Annotated in this window: 24 protein-coding genes; 2 read left to right on the top strand and 22 right to left on the bottom strand. The window is 31.6% G+C overall.

Annotated features, from left to right (window positions below; translation table 11 throughout):
- Positions 1–64: 64 nt before the first annotated feature.
- Genes IF125_RS04815 through IF125_RS04725 form a run of 19 tightly spaced genes read right to left on the bottom strand, consistent with a single transcriptional unit; the run spans position 65 to position 15,602 of the window.
- Positions 65–1,054, bottom strand: coding sequence for a beta-ketoacyl-[acyl-carrier-protein] synthase family protein (locus IF125_RS04815; protein WP_225541704.1), 990 nt, complete (start codon positions 1,052–1,054; stop codon positions 65–67).
- Positions 1,051–2,247: a beta-ketoacyl-[acyl-carrier-protein] synthase family protein gene (locus tag IF125_RS04810; RefSeq protein ID WP_225541703.1), complete on the bottom strand. Its 1,197-nt coding sequence runs from the start codon at positions 2,245–2,247 to the stop codon at positions 1,051–1,053. Before IF125_RS04810 ends, IF125_RS04815 begins: the two co-directional genes overlap by 4 nt.
- Positions 2,247–2,504: a phosphopantetheine-binding protein gene (locus IF125_RS04805; protein ID WP_188319844.1), complete on the bottom strand. Its 258-nt coding sequence runs from the start codon at positions 2,502–2,504 to the stop codon at positions 2,247–2,249. The genes IF125_RS04810 and IF125_RS04805 overlap by 1 nt, the downstream gene beginning before the upstream one ends.
- A gap of 27 nt (positions 2,505–2,531) precedes the next feature.
- Positions 2,532–3,071 (bottom strand): 3-oxoacyl-ACP synthase, encoded by a 540-nt coding sequence (locus tag IF125_RS04800; protein ID WP_225541702.1) that lies wholly within the window; start codon positions 3,069–3,071, stop codon positions 2,532–2,534.
- Positions 3,064–4,185 (bottom strand): beta-ketoacyl synthase N-terminal-like domain-containing protein, encoded by a 1,122-nt coding sequence (locus IF125_RS04795; protein ID WP_225541701.1) that lies wholly within the window; start codon positions 4,183–4,185, stop codon positions 3,064–3,066. Before IF125_RS04795 ends, IF125_RS04800 begins: the two co-directional genes overlap by 8 nt.
- Positions 4,185–4,622 carry an acyl-CoA thioesterase gene (locus IF125_RS04790; protein ID WP_171623085.1) on the bottom strand — a complete coding sequence of 146 codons (438 nt, stop codon included), beginning with the start codon at positions 4,620–4,622 and terminating at the stop codon, positions 4,185–4,187. Before IF125_RS04790 ends, IF125_RS04795 begins: the two co-directional genes overlap by 1 nt.
- Positions 4,597–5,874, bottom strand: a complete 1,278-nt coding sequence (locus IF125_RS04785; RefSeq protein ID WP_225541700.1) for an ABC transporter permease — start codon at positions 5,872–5,874, stop codon at positions 4,597–4,599. The genes IF125_RS04790 and IF125_RS04785 overlap by 26 nt, the downstream gene beginning before the upstream one ends.
- A 1-nt stretch (position 5,875) precedes the next feature.
- Positions 5,876–6,601, bottom strand: a complete 726-nt coding sequence (locus IF125_RS04780) for an ABC transporter ATP-binding protein (protein ID WP_225541699.1) — start codon at positions 6,599–6,601, stop codon at positions 5,876–5,878.
- Positions 6,602–6,603: 2 nt separating this feature from the next.
- Entirely contained in the window at positions 6,604–7,605 is a 1,002-nt protein-coding gene (locus IF125_RS04775) for a BtrH N-terminal domain-containing protein (RefSeq protein ID WP_188319840.1), read from the bottom strand.
- A complete protein-coding gene (locus tag IF125_RS04770; RefSeq protein ID WP_171623081.1) occupies positions 7,589–7,993 on the bottom strand; it encodes a hypothetical protein in 405 nt (134 codons plus the stop codon). Before IF125_RS04770 ends, IF125_RS04775 begins: the two co-directional genes overlap by 17 nt.
- The gene (locus IF125_RS04765; protein WP_225541698.1) at positions 7,990–8,445 is read right to left on the bottom strand and encodes a hypothetical protein; all 456 of its coding nucleotides are present in this window, start codon (positions 8,443–8,445) and stop codon (positions 7,990–7,992) included. The genes IF125_RS04770 and IF125_RS04765 overlap by 4 nt, the downstream gene beginning before the upstream one ends.
- Before the next feature lie 3 nt (positions 8,446–8,448).
- Complete coding sequence (locus tag IF125_RS04760) at positions 8,449–8,889, bottom strand: hypothetical protein (RefSeq protein WP_225541697.1); 441 nt, start codon at positions 8,887–8,889, stop codon at positions 8,449–8,451.
- Between the two features lies 1 nt (position 8,890).
- Positions 8,891–10,030 carry a beta-ketoacyl-ACP synthase III gene (locus IF125_RS04755; RefSeq protein WP_225541696.1) on the bottom strand — a complete coding sequence of 380 codons (1,140 nt, stop codon included), beginning with the start codon at positions 10,028–10,030 and terminating at the stop codon, positions 8,891–8,893.
- Position 10,031: 1 nt separating this feature from the next.
- Entirely contained in the window at positions 10,032–10,943 is a 912-nt protein-coding gene (locus tag IF125_RS04750; RefSeq protein ID WP_225541695.1) for a dialkylrecorsinol condensing enzyme DarA, read from the bottom strand.
- A 50-nt stretch (positions 10,944–10,993) separates the two neighbouring features.
- Positions 10,994–11,863, bottom strand: a complete 870-nt coding sequence (locus IF125_RS04745) for an LpxL/LpxP family acyltransferase (protein WP_225541694.1) — start codon at positions 11,861–11,863, stop codon at positions 10,994–10,996.
- Positions 11,864–11,868: 5 nt separating this feature from the next.
- A complete protein-coding gene (locus IF125_RS04740; protein WP_225541693.1) occupies positions 11,869–12,117 on the bottom strand; it encodes a phosphopantetheine-binding protein in 249 nt (82 codons plus the stop codon).
- A 3-nt stretch (positions 12,118–12,120) separates the two neighbouring features.
- Positions 12,121–13,347: a beta-ketoacyl-[acyl-carrier-protein] synthase family protein gene (locus IF125_RS04735; protein WP_171623074.1), complete on the bottom strand. Its 1,227-nt coding sequence runs from the start codon at positions 13,345–13,347 to the stop codon at positions 12,121–12,123.
- 5 nt (positions 13,348–13,352) lie between these two features.
- Positions 13,353–14,084, bottom strand: a complete 732-nt coding sequence (gene fabG / locus IF125_RS04730) for a 3-oxoacyl-ACP reductase FabG (RefSeq protein WP_225541692.1) — start codon at positions 14,082–14,084, stop codon at positions 13,353–13,355.
- 3 nt (positions 14,085–14,087) lie between these two features.
- On the bottom strand, positions 14,088–15,602 hold the full coding sequence (locus tag IF125_RS04725) for an HAL/PAL/TAL family ammonia-lyase (protein WP_225541691.1): 1,515 nt from the start codon (positions 15,600–15,602) through the stop codon (positions 14,088–14,090).
- An 86-nt stretch (positions 15,603–15,688) separates the two neighbouring features.
- Between IF125_RS04725 and IF125_RS04720 the strand changes: the two genes are divergently transcribed.
- Together IF125_RS04720 and IF125_RS04715 are read left to right on the top strand one after the other, a co-directional pair.
- Entirely contained in the window at positions 15,689–16,933 is a 1,245-nt protein-coding gene (locus tag IF125_RS04720; protein ID WP_225541716.1) for an NAD(P)/FAD-dependent oxidoreductase, read from the top strand.
- Positions 16,934–17,017: 84 nt separating this feature from the next.
- Entirely contained in the window at positions 17,018–17,884 is an 867-nt protein-coding gene (locus tag IF125_RS04715; protein ID WP_225541690.1) for a cupin-like domain-containing protein, read from the top strand.
- Positions 17,885–17,944: 60 nt separating this feature from the next.
- On the opposite strand, the gene rplS is transcribed toward IF125_RS04715, so the two are convergent.
- The 3 genes from rplS to IF125_RS14230 form a co-directional block, all read right to left on the bottom strand.
- On the bottom strand, positions 17,945–18,295 hold the full coding sequence (gene rplS / locus IF125_RS04710; protein WP_171623070.1) for a 50S ribosomal protein L19: 351 nt from the start codon (positions 18,293–18,295) through the stop codon (positions 17,945–17,947).
- A gap of 115 nt (positions 18,296–18,410) precedes the next feature.
- Entirely contained in the window at positions 18,411–18,866 is a 456-nt protein-coding gene (locus IF125_RS14235) for a polyphosphate kinase 2 family protein (RefSeq protein ID WP_262903653.1), read from the bottom strand.
- 4 nt (positions 18,867–18,870) lie between these two features.
- Entirely contained in the window at positions 18,871–19,215 is a 345-nt protein-coding gene (locus tag IF125_RS14230) for a polyphosphate kinase 2 family protein (protein WP_262903652.1), read from the bottom strand.
- Positions 19,216–19,228: the final 13 nt, after the last annotated feature.

Genomic DNA, 19,228 nt, shown 5'->3' with positions numbered 1-19,228 from the left:
GCAAAACAACCAATTGAAAGACAAATTAGTGTAGTTATAAAAAAGATGGTGGCAACTTTAAATTTCATATCGATTGAAGCAATACTAAACTCAAATCTTTTCCATTCCGACCATTGACCAAAAGTACATTTCGATAACTTTTAGCCACTATTTTATTGGTTTTAAATTGATAAGGTAAACTTTGATGACGTAATAATTTGCAGCCTAAAATAAATCCAAAAGCCGATGACGTTCCAAATTCACCAATAAAATCTTTGTATTCAAATATCTCAATCAATTCCTTCTCATTAATTCGCAAAGTTTGATCTCCTGAAATTATCGCATCAATATCGGATAAATCAATATTATTCAATTGAATAAACTTTAAAATTTCAGCATTTATATCTTCATAATTATTCAAGAGATGAACATCTATTACTTTCGCATAAGAACTTTCACTTTTTTGATTAGATAAAACACAAAAGTGTGCACCTTCACTGTATTTAACTCCTTGGTTAAACTCATTTTTAATCTCACCAACTAATTGCAATAATTCATAAGTACGAACACCTATTTCATCAATTCCACCAATTAACGCATTATTAATCCCTTCCTTTTCTACTTGTAAAAAACCGTCTAATAACGCATTCTCAAAGGAATTAAAACCATTTGTATAGGTAAAATTGTAAGCGTTGCACCCAAGATGTAAAGCAATTTGAGAACCAACCGTATTATGTGTAGATTGAATAAAAGCAGTTGGCGTCAAAAACTCCTCTTTGTTTTGAATAATATTCGTCAAAAACTTTTCAGAATCCACCAAACAACCTAAAGCTGTTCCAGTGATTATCGCTTCTGGATGTTCAATTCCTCCATCATTCAATGCTTTTAAAGAAGAATAAATTCCCATTTTAACTCCAGAAGCCATTCGACGACTCATCGCAGAAGAAATAATATCTTTTAACAAAGGAGATTTCGCTTTCGTTATTGAAGTTTCTAATAACAAAAAATCATTTGTGATTTCATTTGTAAATTGAGCATTTACGAAACCTAATCCATTTACCACTACTTCTTTCATGATTTAGAAAAGATTAAAGTTGAACAATTCCCTCCAAAACCAAACGAGTTTGATAATACATATTGAATATCTTTGTTCTTAACTTCTGTCGAAGGAAAGATATTCAATTCTTCTATCGGAGATTGAAAATTAAGGTTAGGGTAAACGATACTATGTTGTAAACTTAACAAACTAAAAACCGCTTCTACACTCGCTGCAGCAGCTAATGTATGACCAGTATATGGTTTAGTTGAACTAAAAATAGGTACATCTTCTCCAAAGATTCTTTTCAAAGCTCTACCTTCTGTTATATCATTGTTGTTTGTAGCTGTACCATGAACATTGATATAATCGATATTATGTGGTTGAATATTCGCGGTTTCAAATGCTTTTTTCATCGCTAAATACGCTCCTTCTCCATTTTCAGAAGATGCAGTTTGATGAAATGCATCATTGGCATTACCTGAACCGATCAAATAACCAAGGATTTTTTTGTTTGATTTTTGAGCTAATTCATCTGACTCTAAAATCAAATAAGCTGCAGCTTCTCCAAGGTTTAAACCTTTACGATTTTCATCAAAAGGTTGATTAAACTCATCACTTAAAATCATTAAACTTTTAAATCCATTGACTGTAAATTTAGATAACGCATCAGTCCCACCTACAATCACACGATCCAATTTCCCTGAATTAATCAAACGAGCACCATACATAATCGCATTTGCAGCTGAAGAACATGCAGTACTAATCGTCGAAACAAAACCTTTTAAACCAATCTCGTTTGCAATTTGATTCGTTGTTGCTCCTGCATCATGACTCATAATATACTTTTGTTGATCAAGTAAATTCTCAAAATCAAAAAAATAATTTTCAGTTCGATCCATTCCTCCTACACTCGTAGAGGAAATCAACCCCGTTCTTACTTCATTTACATCTTCTATCTTAGCTTTTTTTAAAGCTTCTTTTACAGCTACAAGCCCTAGCATTGCTGTTCTGGAAAAGTTGTTGTCCGAAGATAAATTTAAAAAAGTTGCTAATTCATCATTAGATAATTTTATTTCACCCACAAAAATTTCATTTTGATGAATAGATTCAAAATTTTCAAGGCGTGATAAGCCATGTTTTTGATGAATTAAAGAATCATGGTTATCTTCGACATTCTTACCAATTGCCGAGATAATTCCCATTCCAGTTATAGCAACTTTTTTTGTCATTATTTTGTTCTATTTTTTTGGATATAATCTGCCATAACTTCAACCGATTGAAAGATTGTTTTTCCTTCTTTTGGATCAGTAATTTTAATTCCATATTCCTTATCCAATAAAACAATCAATTCTAATGCATCAATAGAATCTAACCCCAAACCGTCTCCAAATAGAGGGTCATCATTTTTAATCTCTTCTACCGAAACATCTTCAAGATTTAAAATTTCGATAATTTTCACTTTTAAATCGTTTATTAAATTTTCCATAATGTTTTTATTCTAACTAATATTATTTTAATCTATTAAGTACATTTTTATTTCGTAATCTTCTTGCAAATAATCAACCCAAGCCAACACAACTTTTTTTGCTTTATTTTTGATAATCAAATAATTTGCATATTTCTTTAGTCGATCTTCATCAAAATTCGATGAAATAAAAAAAGCATTTTCAGTTTTCAAATGATGACGAATACTGACTTCTCCTAAACAAACATTTGCTAATGTGTAAACAAATACAGCTGGACTTGGAAAAATTTCATCAGTCGATTGAATACTTTTTTGATGTTTCAAATCTGAATCTAAACTTGAATTTCTATTGGCAAAAACCAACGCTATTTCTTGATTTTCATTCAATGTATTCTCGTCTTTTAGAATGATCTCAGCAGCTAAAAAAGCCAATTTACTTTGATTATCCATTTTATAGAATTTTGGATAATCTATTTCTAACAATTTAAATAAATTTTTAGAAAATAACCCAAAATCTCCTGAAGAATCTTCGAAATAAAGTTCGTCATTCAACCAAACTTGTTCTTTTTTAATTTCAACTTTAGTCATCTTGAACTTTTTTAAGTATGATTACAGCATTACTTCCGCCAAATCCAGAAGAAGTTTTTAGAATAACATTGATTTCTTTTTGAAGATTTTCCTTTAAAATATTTTGAGAAACTGAAGTTCCTACTTCTTTGAAATTATTACTTTTCAATATAATGTTTTCTTCTGCTTGTTTCATCGAAATCACCAATTCTAACAATCCAGACGCACCCAATGTATGTCCGTAAAAAGCTTTTAGACTATTGGTCGGGGTTTTACTCATTTGCAAACGATTAAAAGCAATTGATTCCATTTCATCGTTATACAAAGTCGCCGTTCCATGAGCTGAAATATAATCTATTTCATTTGATGAAACATTTGCTTCTTTCATCGCCGACTCGATACTCAAAACCAAACCTTCACCTGTTCGTGATGGTCCCGAAATATGGTTTGCATCATTAATAGAAGCTTCTCCCAAAATTTGAAAACTATTTTTTTCTTTATTTTTCGAAAGATAAATACAAGCTGCTGCTTCGCCTAAATTAACACCTTTTCGAGCCTGATCAAAAGGTTTGCACAACTCGAAATCCATTGCTTGAAATGAATTGAAACCTGTTAAAACAAAATCTGTTAATTCATCTAAAGCCAAAACATATACATTGTCAAAAGTATCCATTTCAATGAAACGTTTTGCTACATTTACCGCCAAAACACCAGATACACATGCATTTGATACGATTATTGGTTCTGATTTGAATTCAAAATAATCAGCGATTTTTTTAGCGAAATTTGGAATAGATGCTTCGTTTATAGAATGTGAAAGATGATTAATATTTCCTTTCGTTGTGGATAAAACAAAACCCGTTCGAGAACTTATTTCCGCTTGCTCAACAATAGATTGAAGAGCTATAATCCCAATTAATTCTAATCGAGTATATTTTTTATTATCAATTATTTGATCTTTTAAATTACAGAAAATTTCTTCATTAATTTTTCCTGCATAAAAATGTTTTAAATGACCAAATGATTCAACTTTAGTGACGGCAGAATTTCCCTCCAACAATTGATTCCAGTTCGTTTCAATTGTATTACCGAAAGGCGTTAAAATATTCGCACGATTGATGTAAATTTTCTCCATTACAATAATCCTACTTTTTTCTTCCATTGTTCAAAGAATGCTGGAAATGTTAACATTAATTCCCCTTCGTTGTCTAAAAATACTTGAATTGTTTCACCAATACAAACTAATTTTTCATCTTGATTAAAAATCTTGAATTTATAAATCATCTTTGCAGCCAAAGTATCTACAAAAGTGGTTTCTATTCTACATTTATCTCCATATTTCAACGGAAACTTATGCTCGCAAACTGATTTGATAATCGGCGTTACAAAGCCACTTTTTTGAATATCCAAGTAACTAATTCCAAAATGACGGCCAAAAGCTTCTCTTCCATCTTCAAAATATGTAATATAATTCCCATGCCAAACGATTCCCAACGGGTCGGTTTCATTAAATCGAACAGCGAAATTAGAATGATGTACTAAGGTTTTAATCTTCTCTTTTGAATCTATCATAATATAATGCGACAAACAAGGTAATAATATAGAACAAAATTAACAAAATAATATTCGGTACAATCTCTATGAATGACTGATTTCGTAGAATAAGACTATAATAGCCATCTAGCGCCCAATTCATCGGTGAGATTTTTGCGAAATGTTGCATAAAATCTGACATTGCAAAAACAGGAATCCATACTCCTCCTATCGCTGCTAAAATAACGACTAAAGTTGCTCCAAATGGAGCAGATTGTTCTTGTGTTTTGGCTATTGTTCCAATTAAAAGTCCCAAACCAATTGCGGCTAAAGACGCAAAAACAGTCAGTCCATAAATAGAAAATAAAATACCATCTGTTTTAAAACTTGGTAAATCAATCAATGGAAAAACGAATTTAGCTACACCTAAAATCATTATAAACTGAAATAAACTTATGGTTAAATAAGTGATTGTTTTACCAATAATTTGAACTGAATAAGGCATCGGACTAGTTAATAATCGTACGTGTGTTCCTAAACTTTTTTCTTTTACAATATTGATAGATAAAGGAACAACGATAAAAAATATAGCAAATAATGTCCAAGCAGGAACATTATGTTGTGTCACGTTTGGTTTTAAAATTGATTTTGAATCTTCGGGAACAATTTCTTGAAAATGAATGAATTTTTCATTTTGAAAACTCAAATCTTCAGACCCCATTTCTTGTTGAAATGCCTTATAAATACTTTTATTTTCTGTGTCCGTTATTAATTGATCCAATACATTCGAAACATTGTCCTTAAATGCCAAGGAAGTTGCTGGATCAAAATAAAGTTTAATCGTTTTTGGACTAACCTGTTGATTGTATTTAACTTCCGTACTATCGAAAGCAAATTCATTTAAAATTTGCTCAACATTTTGATTGATTTTATAATCCAAATCTTTTGATAATCGTTCAGGTATAACAATTCCGACTTGATATTTCCCTTTGAACACCTCTGATTTTAGTTCATCTTCTGTTAATTTTTTTCCATTTAATTCTGAAACAATTTTCAAATTGCCCGATTGAGAAATATGTTTTTTAACCACAGCAGAAATACTATCCTGATCATGATCAATAAATAGTACTGGAATAGTTGCTTCTGCAAACGAATCGTAGGTACTTTTCTGAATTTTAGTTACCGTTACAACCAAAATCAAAGGCATTATAAAAAGAATCACCAACCCACCAATATCGCGAATCAGCAATAATATTTCTTTTTTAATACATGCTAAAAGTTGTTTCAACATATCATGACAATTTAGTTAGATAAACAAATGCTTCTTCAAGATTATACGCATTTACTTGTTGAATCAATTGTTTTGGTTGGGCAGTTATAATCGATTTTCCTTGATTCATAATAGTAACCTGCGTACAAAAACCCTCCGCTTCTGCCATATGATGCGATGTATAAACGATCGACATTCCTTGCTGATGAAGTTCTTGTAAATAATCCAATAACGCAATTTTGGACTGAATATCAACACCAACAGTTGGCTCATCTAAAAATAGAATTTCTGGTTGATGAAGAATGCCTGCCAATAAATTAATACGGCGTTTCATTCCACCCGAAAAAGATTCAATTTTTCTATCCAAAAATTTACTCATTCCAACTTTTTCTGTCAAAAGCAAAATCTTTTCATGCAATTCTTTTGAAGGAACTTTATAAATCTTTCCGAAAAATTCTAAATTTTCTCGTGCTGTCAACGTTGGATACAATGCATATTCTTGTGGAACAATTCCAATAATATTTTGAATCTTTTTTAAATCATTTTTCTGATTAAAATTCTGAATCACAATATTCCCAGAAGTGGGTTTAATCAAACCTGAAAGTATCGACATCAATGTTGTTTTCCCTGCTCCATTTGGACCAAGAACACCATGAATTTCGTTTTGTTTTATCGTTAATGAGAAGTCTTCTAACGCAAAAACATCCGAATTTTTATATTTTTTATATAATTTTTCAATCTCAATCATCTCTAAATTGCTTTTCTTAAACGCTTAAAAAACGACTCTTCTAAATCTGCTAATTCCAACAATTGATCAGAAATTACATCATAAATATCTTGGGCATTGTTTCTTTTTTTATATACTCTTGAAGCATTTAAAGCAAAATCGCGCCATTTATCGCCTATTTCAGAAATTTCTAAGGCAAAATCATTCAGATGTGGTTGGTTTATTTTTTGTGCAGCCTCTTGTAAAAAAGCAGCATAAATATAACGAAAACCTCCACCACCAGTTCCGATTTCTTCTTGCATACGAATCATTTGAGCCAAGAAATAATTGGTTTTTGCATTTCCAACTTTCTTTGGCATTTTTTTAATTCTTTTTGCAACCATTCGTATACCTTTAACACCAACAATTGGTACTGGTGCTAACATTTCGCGACACGTTTTTTTTATTCCTTTTGTAATCGCTTTCTGATAATCTATATGTTCTGGAATATATTCAGGATAATACAAATGACCTTTTGGAGCTAAAACTCCTTTCGAAAAACGAACTTTTTCTAATTCATTTTCTGTCAATTTTGTTGTTTCTTGCATCACAGGATCACTAATTAAATAAGTTTGATCTTGTTTACCAAAAACAACCAAATTATGTCCATTGAAATGGAATTTATATTCTTCGGGAAAATAAGTTAAATTGTATACACCAACCTGCAAACCACATGGACGATTAGCTAATAGTTGTTGATCTAAAAAGGTTTGAGCAGACTTTGTAGAACGAAATTTATGACGTTTAACCTTTATTCCAAGATTTTTTGCTGCACGATTAAAGATCATTCCAGGCATTGGACGATAACTAATAGCAGGCGCATGATTCACTTTAAGAAATGGCAAGAAGACAAAGAATAGTCCCGAACCAATTCCAAAAATCATTGGTTCTGAAATATCAATTCCTTTATTTTTTAACAAATTAGAAGCAACACCGTTCTCGCAATGTGCAGATTGAAAATGTTTAAAATCAGTTAGGGTTTCCATTAAAGTTTTTTAGTTCATCAACCGAAATTTCAAAAGCTTCGGCATATTTTTTTAGTGTTGATTCTTTTAGTTTTGCGAAAACAGTTGGCTTTGAATGTCGTTTGACAAAAAATTTCCAAATTCCAACATAATTAGAAAGGATATCCCAATCCATACGTTTCAATTCCATGAAATATAATATTGGACTTGCTTTTCCTTCCATCACTTGTTGTCTTGCTTGCTCTGTACGCTCATCTAATATTTTTAATGTTTCGGACTGAACAAGATTCTTCGCTTCCCAACCCGTACTCAACGTTTGAGAAAACTCGCCTTGATCATCAATCGCGTAATATACTTCATTAAAATCTTTTAAATGTCCTTTATCTTGTGGTACTTCTGATTGTTTCATTTTTTATGGTTTTGAAGCATCAAATTCATCGTAGCTGTTGCAATAATCTCTTCGTCAAGTACAACTATTGCCTGCATTAAACTAATTGTAAATTCATCATAATCATAAACTTCTAACAATGTTGATTTTGTTGTTATTGTTTGATTAATTTTTGGTAATTTCAAGATTTCAGCCTGTTTTATCGTACTAATAAAACCTATCACATCTCCTTTATGAAGATCAGCAAAATTGATAAAATAATTTTGTCCTATAATCGTTGAGCAAACTTGCGCCATATTTTCGAGTAAACCGACTTCAGTAAAATATTCGTTCTGAATAAATAGTTGAGTTGGTTTTATCGTAAATAATGCTTCAACATACGTTTTTTCTAACCAAGAAATCGTATCCACAAAAAGCATTGGCTCACGATGTGGAAGGTATTGTTGAATATCAATTTGTTGATTTACTTTCATAAATTATGTTTCTGCAATCACTGTTTTCATCTCTCCTTTTGCAATTACCTCTTCTTCAATCTTTGTTTCGATTGATACCAAAGTCACTCCCATCACTTCGTGTAAAATAGTGGCAGTTGTTACCAAATATTCATTAACCTTAGGCAAACGGTTAATTTGTATTGACTTCATTGACCCAATATAACCTGTTGGTGCTGATTCATTTCGAATATAAAATTGATACCCTGTATACAACGCTACTGTTTGCGCCATATGTTCTAACACTCCTGGTTCTTTTAATTCATTATTACTCACAAATATTGAATCATTTTGTACCGATAAACCACCAACTACTTTTCCTTCTTCAAAATCAAAAATAGCATCAACCATTATCATTGGTTCGCGTTGTGGAATCAATAATTTGATAAACTCTATCGAACGATTAGGTAATTGTAAAGTATTCATTTTATACGACAGTTAAATAAGCATACGAATAAGAAAAACGTCCACTTTCTGGTACACAAAGCATGATACGATTTCCTTTTTCAAGGTTTCCTTTCTGAAAAAGTTCATCAAGCATTAAAAAAACAGATGCCGAGCCTACATTTCCAACTTTACTCAAATTCATAAACCATTTTTCAAGCGGAATTGTGATACCTTTCTTACAAAATTCATCATATAATCCTTGAACAAAATAATTTGATGAGACATGAGGCAATAAATAATCGATCTGATCTGATGATAATTGATGTTTATCCATTGCAGCTTTCATGCTTTCCACACCTTTAATTAAAATATTGTCGTTTAAAACTTTGACATCTTGTTTCAATGAAAAAACCGATTTTTTTAGCCAATCTTCCGAAGAATAATCGCTCCAAGGTTTCATTTCTCCATTCGGTAATTTATCACCACCTGCATACATACAGGTTTCTAATTCGTGTGCGTAAGAATAAGATTCCATCCACTCTATTTTTAATGAAATAGTATCTTCGTTTGGTGTATTTTCTAATAAAAAAGCACCTGCACCATCAGACAACATCCAACGTAAGAAATCTTTTTTGAAAGCGATAATCGGTTGTTCTTCTAATTCTTTCAAATTTTCAACTTCATGTTCAAATTTTTCTGCTTTCATCCATGTCGAAACTCGTTCCGATCCAGAACAAATTGCATTTTTAGAATTACCCGATTTTACTGAAAGATATCCAAATTTCAGTGCATTCATTCCCGAATTACAAACACCAGAAGAAGAATTTAATTCTACTGAAACGTTATTAGCTAATAATCCATGTACCATTGCTGCATGAGAAGGTAATAGGAAATCTGGTGTAGAAGTTCCACAAGACAATACCTCAATATCGTTTTGTGTAAATCGATCATCCAACAAATTGACGATTGCTTTCATCGTCAATTCAGCATTAGAATGCGTTATATTCCCTGATTTATCAAGTGCGTAATAACGTGTTTTGATTCCATTGTTTCTTAAAACGATTCTTCTTGCTTTTGACGGAATTTGATTAATCTTCCCTAAAAAATCTTCCATTTCTTCATTTGAAATAGGTTGATTTGGCAAAAACTTAGAAGTTTTGGTGATATATACGTGCTGCATATTATTTTATTCCTTGATAATATTTTACCTGTTTTTTGTATTTAAAATAATTAAACGGATAAAATATAATATATAACAAATTTACTATCGGAGATATTATCCAAATAGCCACAATTAAATAATAATAAAAGAATTTTAAGAACTTTTCTCGCTGTTTACCTTGCTTAGAATCAATCATTTTTGACCAAACTTTAAACATTCGGTTTCCCTTTTTATCTACAGAAACCAAAAAAGGTTTAACCTCTACAGCACCAGCTAGTACTAATTTTTCTTGTAAATCTGAATAATTATTATTTTGGATTGAATTTAGAATAATTTTACCAAATCTTCTACTTTCTTGTATTGTTTTTTCATTAATTCCTGGCAAAGGCAACAAATTAAACATTCGTTTTTTAACTCCTGAAAACATCCAATTTACAATCGTCATTGCACTTATTAAATTTGGTGTATGATCTACTAACGCAATATTTCCGACCAATTTCGCTTTTTGTTCTTTCAAAATTACCTTGATTTTTTCCTGTGCTAAAAACCACATATTTCGCGAGCCACTAATCGTAATAATTTTAGTATGTTCTAAAAGTTTTTGCGATTGCGAATCTCTTAAAAAAGAATTAATTGGAATGGAAGGAGATAAAAACCAAACCTGATAATACAATAAAATCAAATCATATTTTTGATTTAAAATTTCAGAGGGGATTGGTTTAATTTTCTTCTTTTTTTGAAGAAAGCTGTCAGGAAAAGCATTAAAAAAAGAATAAAAATCCCACGGAAAAGGAAACTTCTCCTCCATTTTTATGTTATAGGTCGTTAAACTAATATCTTGGCTTTTATTTAAATCATAAGTTGTTTGATTTACAATCTCTTTCAATTGTCCTGACTGCGAATAATAGACAACTAATATGTTCGGTTTCATGGAATAGAAAATGTTTTATAGTGGTTTGAAAATTCATAATGTTGTGTAATTTACTTCCAAAAATCGAAATAATTGAACCATTGATAAGGATATTTTTTTACAATGATTTCTAAATTCGTACAAAACTCCTTCAATAGAGCGTTTGCATCACGATGTTTGAAATTCGCTTGACGAGCATATAGATGATAATGTAGATTTTTTTCTTTCATGACATACACGAAAGCAACGGGCACTTTCAATCGAGAAGCAATAGAAAATGGTCCTGCAGGGAAATTAGCTTCTTTGCCAAGAAGAACTTCTGACATGGTCTTATTTCCTTCGAAATAACGATCACCTGTAAAACAAATCAATTCATTTCGGCTAAGCGCATTGTTAATTTCGAAAATATGTGATAAATCCTCTTGAATTAAGATAAATTTCACCGAAGGTTTCATGGAAATACTTTCCAAATATTCTTTGATGACGTTTCGTTCTAAATCTGTCGTTACCAAATTTATTTGACAATCTAAATCGATGTCAGCAAAAAAATGTTCTGCAACTTCGAAATTTCCAACATGTGCGCTGATTAAAATTCCTCCTTGTTTTTGATCTAACAAATTTTTCAACAATTCAATCCCATCAAATTCATACGTAAATTTATTACGTAAACCTGCATTAATTGCTGTTTTATCAATTAATGTTTGACCAAACGTATAATAACTTTTATAAACGCTTAAAATTGATTTGAAAATGGAAAAATTTAGACGATGACGAAAGTAATTGTAGATTGATTTATTGCTATCGACAGCTGTTATAAAGTAATAAAAAGCTACAAAAATTAAGACTGAATATGCAGCCTTAATTCCGAGCTTTTTCATCACGTTGACAAATATTTTGTAACCAAGGACCGTTCCTTTAGAACGACCATCCCATTGTTTCATATTTGTTATTTGTTCTCTAACTTTTGTTCTACAATTGTATAAAAGTCTTCAAAAGTAATCATACTTTGAAAATCTTCTTTTACTAATTTAACACCAAAATTAGATTCAATGATTACCACTAAATCGACATAGTCTAAACTATCTAAATCTAATGATTCTTTGATATTTTTTTCTTCTGAAATCACAGAAGTATCAACTTCAAATTCATCAATTAAGATAGCGTTTAATTTTTCAGCGATTTGACTTTTCACCATTTTTTAGGAATTAATTTTTTTAATTACAAGGGCAGAATTCGTTCCACCGAATCCAAAAGAATTTGACAAATATACATCAAATTCTTTATTTAAGGTTTCTTTAACAATGTTTAATTTAGCTGAATCTTCATCTGCATCTTCGAAATTAATATTAGGCGCAATAAAATTATTCATCATCATTAAGTTAGAATATATAATTTCACTTGCACCCGCCATCCAACATTCATGTCCTGTCATCGATTTTGTCGAACTAACATAAGGTCTCGTTTTCCCAAAAACTTGATCGATTGCTTTTGCTTCATTCGCATCACCAACTGGTGTAGAAGTCGCATGAGCATTGATATATTGAATTTCATCAGCCGATAGATTTGCTTGTTTTAACGCTCTATTCATTGCTATCGCAGGCCCATCTACATTAGGTGTAGAAATATGCCCCCCATTTGATGAAAAACCATAACCCAAAACCTCAGCTATAATTGGAGCACCACGTTTTATAGCCGATTCATAACTCTCTAAAATCAACGTTGCCCCTCCTCCACTTGGTACTAATCCATCACGATTTTTATCAAAAGGACGGCATGCTTTTTCTGGATGCTTTTCATTGGCTGAAAAAACACCTAACCCATCAAAGCTTGCCATAGCATATTTATTTATTTCTTGCGCTCCACCGCATATAATCATGTCTTGCAAACCATCTTTGATCATCATAAAACCCAAACCAACAGAATGAGAACCACTTGCACAAGCAGCACTAATGGTCATGTTAATTCCTGTCAATTCGAAAATTGTAGCAAGATTCATGGTCACAGTAGAATTCATTGATTTAAAAATAGCTCCAGAACCTATTAATTCTGTGTCTTTTTTCTCCCGAACAATATCAATAGCATCAATAATTGCTTTCGAAACGCTATCGTTTCCGTAAATAATGCCAACTTCGTTTGATTTCACATATTCTTCCGTCAAACCAGCATTCTTCAAGGCTTCTAAAGTTGCCATATACGCAAACTCTGTTTCTTGGCCAACTGTAATTCGTTGACGACGATTTAAAAAAGGTTTCAAATCAGCATGAGGAACCATTCCTGTTAATGCGGATTTGAATCCAAATTCTTTACGTTCTTCATCAAAAATAATCCCTGATTTTCCTTGACGCAAAGATTCGGTTACTTCTTCTAATGATGTTCCTAAACAAGAATAAATTCCCATTCCTGTTATTACGACTCTTTGACTCATTTTAGCTAAGAATAAATTCCTCCATTTATATTGATTACTTCACCTGTAATATAACTCGATTTTTTAGAAACCAAGAAACTTACCAAATCAGCTACTTCTTCGGTTTTTCCAAAACGATTGGCTGGAATTATTTTTTTTAATTCCTTTTGATCCAATTCATCTGTCATATCGGTTTCGATAAAACCTGGCGCAACAGCATTTACTGTCACATTGCGTTTGGCAATTTCCTGTGCTAAGGCTTTTGTAGCACCAATAACTGCTGCTTTCGCTGCTGAATAATTCGTTTGTCCTGGCGTTCCTTTCAATCCAGAAACAGAAACAATATTCACAATTCGACCAAATCTATTTCTTAATAATGGATTGATAAAGAAATGCGTCACGTTGTAAAAACCATTTAAACTTGTATTAATCACATTCGACCAATCATCTTGCGAAATCCACATAAACAAATTGTCTTTTGTTATTCCAGCATTGTTAACAATTACTTCTACAATTGCATCTGAATTTTTTTCTGACCAATCTGTCAAAACTTGTTGGGTTTGATTAGTATCAGCTACATCAAATTTCAAAATTTCACCTGAACCTCCTAACCTTTCCACTTCTCTCAAAGTCTCTAACGCAGCAGCTTCATTCGAATTATAATTGATTAAAAGATGATACTCATGGTCTTCGGCAATTTTTAAACAAATTGCTTTTCCTATTCCACGCGAACCACCTGTTACTATTGCACATTTCATGCTTTATTTTACTTTATTATTTAGTAAATAATTTTTAACTTCCTTAAGATAAGGATAAATCACCTCATCTTCCTTAAATGCAGGAACAATTTTACGAATTGAATCATAAAATGCTTTTCCTTTTGATGATAATTTATCTTGTATTTGTAGATATTCTATCGCTTGTGTTACAGCTAAACTTTGAACTGTCAATACCTCAAATGTATTATCAATCACTTTTGCACAAATTGTAGCGGCATTCGTTCCCATGCTCACAATATCTTGATTATCATTGTTATTTGGAATACTATGCACATACATCGACGTAGAAAGTGTTTGATTTTCTGCCGTTGTAGACGTAGCTGTAAACTGCGCTGCTTGTAAACCAAAGTTAAAACCAAGTGTTCCTAAATTCACAAAAGGTGGTAGAATATCATTAATTTTTGGATTCACTAAATAATTTAATTGACGCTCACTAAGCATCGATAAACGCGTGACTGCTAATTTCAATTTATCTAACTCTAACGAAACATAATCGCCATGAAAATTACCTCCGTGATGAACCGTTTGATTTTCTACATCAATAATTGGATTGTCACTTGCCGAATTAATCTCGTTTTCTATTACTTCTTTTGCAGCATTCCATGTATCGTAAATTGGACCTAAAATTTGCGGAACACAACGTAACGAATAATATTCTTGTACTTTTTCTTGGAAAATTTTCTCTTTACGTTCTTGGTACAATTCATTTTCTCGTTTTTTCACCAATTGACTATCATATAAAAAGTCGGTCATTTTATCTGCAACAACTCGCTGTCCTATATGTTGTTTAGCTTCATTTAATGGTTTTGAATAATGGTCATCAAAAGATTGAACAATCTCATTCATCATCGAACTCAACGTAATCGATAGATTAATCAATTGATCTACTTTAATCAAATTTACCATTCCGATACCTGTCATAACCGAAGTCCCATTCATAATAGACAAACCTTCGCGAATATGAACTTCTATTGGCTGAAGATTTTCAATCTCAAAAACTTCTTTCGTTGATTTGATTTCTCCTTTATAAAACACTTCCCCTTCACCGATTAAAGCTAATGCTAAATGTGCTAACTGAACTAAATCTCCACTGGCTCCTACGCTACCATGTTGATAAATAACCGGTAAAATATCACGATTCACCAACTCTTGCATCAACAACAAGACCGATGGATGAATTCCTGAAAAACCAAGAGACAACGTATTTAAACGCGCAATAATTGCTGCTTTTGTTTGATCTAACGTCAATGGTTCTCCTATTCCTGTACAGTGGCTTCTGATTAAATTATATTGAAGTTGAATTGTATCTTCTTCCTCAATACGATATTGAGCCATTGGACCAAAACCTGTATTTACTCCATAAATTATTTTATTTGTTGAAAACTCTTTCAGAAAATTAAAACTATTCTCCACTCGCTCAAGTGTTGATTTATCCAGCACTAATTTTTTATTTGCAAAAAGTATGTTTTCTATAGTGTCAATTGTTAATTTTGTCATGTTATTGATTAGGTAAAATATTTAGCGATTTTTGGTTACTTGTTTCCTCAATCAATTGCAAAAATAATTAAAAAACTATACAAAAAATCATGATTGAAAATACAGATGTTTTAATCATTGGTGCAGGACCTTCTGGATCTGTTGCTGCAGCCTATTTGAGAAAGCACAACGTCAATGTAATTGTGTTAGAAAAAACACAATTTCCACGAATTGTTGTTGGCGAAAGTTTAATTCCTCGTTCAATGGATCATTTCAAAGAAGCGGGTTTATTGCCTTATTTGGATCAACAAAATTTTGAAGTAAAAGCTGGAGCAAGATTTATTCGTGATGAACAAATTTGTGTTTTCGATTTCAGTAAAAAATTTGGTAAAGGTCAAGATTGGACCTGGCAAGTTCCTCGTGCTGATTTTGACATGACTCTTGCGAATGCAATTATTGACAAAGGTGCTGATTTACGTTTTAATGAAGAAGTTATTGATGTACAATTTGAACAGAAAAGATCAATCACAACTGTAAAAAAACAAAACGGTGAAACCTATCAAATTAACGCTAAATTTTTAATTGACGCAAGTGGATATGGTCGTGTTTTACCTCGATTATTAAACATTGATAGCCCCTCAAAATTAAATCCTCATTCGGCTATTTTCACACATATAGATGATGTTCGTCGACCTCAAGGACAAGAAGGTACACAGATTTCTTTTGATATCATCGAAACAAAAGTTTGGCTATGGGTAATTCCTTTTTCAAATGGTAAAACGAGTGTCGGAATTGTTGGTCCAACAAATTATATCAATCAATTATCAACCAATCAAAGTACTGTTGAGGCTTTACAAAATGCAATTAAAAAGTCTGATTTTTATTTCAATCGATTTGGTGATTTACCGTTTGAGTTTGAACCTAAATGGTTGAAAAATTATTCGGCAGCAGTTACAAAAATGTATGGAGATGGTTATGTTTTGACAGGAAATAGTACCGAATTTTTAGATCCTGTTTTTTCTTCTGGAGTTTGTTTTGCGACAGAAAGCGGTTTGAAAGCTGCAAAACTCGCCATTAAAGAAATAAACAACGAAAAAGTTGATTGGCAATCTGAATATGAAGATTATATGAAAGAAGGCATTGATGTTTTTACAACTTATGTACAAGAATGGTATACTGGAAATTTGCAAGAATTATTTTTTCATCAACCCGAAAATCCTGATGTTAAAGAAAAAATTTGTGCTGTTTTAGCTGGATATGTTTGGAATAAAGAAAATCCTTTTGTCAAAAAACACAGTAGCGTGATTCGAAATATGGCCTATTTGATCCGAATGGTAAACGAAAAAGAATAATAATGAAGTCGACAATCTGTCGATTTTTTTTATTTCAAATTCAATTAGTTTCTCTATTTTTGAGTAATCCAATACTACAAATACATGCAATTTCAGACAATTGATACGGTAGAATCGATATCGAAAGAAGAATTTATAAAAAATTATCTCAAAAAAAGAAAACCTTTATTATTAAAAGGTTATGCTAAAAACTGGAAGGATTTTGATAAATGGAATCTTGATTATATCAAAGAAAAAGCTGGTGAACAAATTGTTCCTTTGTACGATAGTAAACCCGCTGATGCAACAAAAAGTTCGGATACACCTGCTACACACATGAAATTTAACAAATATGTTGATTTAATAAAAAAGCAACCTTCTGACTTAAGAATTTTCTTTTTTATTATTAAAGATAAAATTCCTGAATTACTTAACAATTTTACTTATCCAGATCTTGGGTTAAAATATTTTGAACGATTACCTACTTTATTCTTCGGCGGAAGTGAGGCAAAAGTTTTGATGCATTATGATGTAGACATGACGGATTTTATTCATTTTCAATTTCAAGGCGACAAACGCATTTTATTATTCGAACCTCAACAATCAAAAGCATTGTACAAAGTTCCCCTTTCGGTTCATACGATTTACGAAATAGATTACGATCACCCTGATTATGAAAAATTTCCAGCCTTGAAACACGCCAAAGGATTTGATTTTGTAATGAATCACGGCGATGCTTTATTTATTCCGCGTGGTTATTGGCATTATAACCGTTATTTGGAAGCTGGTTTTTCGATGTCATTGCGTGCTTTTCCGAATGAATTTTTTCAAGTCTTGAATACCGTTTATCATGTTTTTATTATGCGTTACACTGATAAATTCATGCGCAAAATATTTCAAATCAAATGGATTCATTTTAAAGAAAAATGGGCAATCAAGAAAAGTCACCGTTTTTATAATATTAAAAATTAACCAATAAAAAAATCCGCTCGAATAATCGAACGGATTTTATTTCTTCTAAAAAAGTACTTATTAGTAAGAAGCGTCTTTGATACGAGCTTTTTTACCACGTAATGCTCTGAAGTAGAAGATACGAGCTCTACGAACTTTACCTCTTTTGTTCACTTCAATTTTTTGTAATGCTGGCATGTTTACTGGGAAGATACGCTCTACACCTACATCTCCAGACATTTTACGGATAGTGAAAGTTTCTGTAGTTCCTTGTCCTCTTCTTTGGATAACAACCCCTTTAAAGAACTGAACACGAGTTTTTCCACCCTCTGTAATTTCTTGATAAACTGTAATAGTATCACCTGCTGCGAAAGCTGGGAACTCTTTTTTAGCTACGTATTTCTCTTGTACGTATTTTACTAAATTTTCCATTTTAATAATTTCAATTTATTTAAATTGAGCAACTTAAACGTCCTTCGTCAGAGGTTGAACAATGTGGGTGCAAAATTAATCAAAAATCTTGATTATACAAATGATTCTCTTAATTTTATATGTGATATTTTATTAATTCGTGTGTATAAACTTGATTGTTTAATTGCGCAATTATAGATTTCATCGCAACAATTCGTGCCGATTTTTTGTCATCTGTCTCAATTTCTATCCAAGGCGAATCTTTTGTTCCAGTTTCTTGAAACATTTTATCAATATAATTGGTATAAACCTCCCATAACTCTTGTGCTTTTTGATCCAATGCTCCTAACTTCCATTGTTTCATCTCATTTTCTTTTCGTTCCTGCAAACGTTCTGCTTGCTCATCTTTCGAAATAGAAAGAAAAATTTTAATCAAAATAATTCCGTCTTCTTGTAAAAGTTGTTCTATTTCACTTACTTGTTTCAAGAATCGATTGTATTGTTCTTCTGTACAAAATCCGAAAACTGGCTCAACTACTGCTCGATTGTACCACGAACGATCAAAAAAAACAATTTCTCCTGCATTTGGCAATTCTTTAAAAGTATCGCTGAAAGTACCATTGTCCCACTTCTATTTCTGTTGGTTTTGGTAAAGCTTCTACACGATATTTTTTAGGATTTAGAAATTCGGTAATACGAGAAATTGTTCCTCCTTTTCCTGCTGCATCTCGACCTTCAAAAATAATTAAAACTCGTTTATCTTCTTGAATAACTTTGGTTTGTATTTTCAATAGTTTTTCTTGAAGTTGCTTTAACTCTTTTTCGTAAGCTAATTGTTCTTTGAATTTCTTTTCTTTAATGATATCATGTTCAACTAAAAAATCAATGATTTCTTGTTTATTATTTATTTTCTCTAAATCACTTAAATCAAATTCTGCCATAGTATTAGGTTTA

This window comes from Empedobacter stercoris (assembly GCF_020281205.1).
GTDB lineage: Bacteria > Bacteroidota > Bacteroidia > Flavobacteriales > Weeksellaceae > Empedobacter > Empedobacter stercoris.
This window is presented reverse-complemented; position numbering and strand designations above follow the sequence as displayed.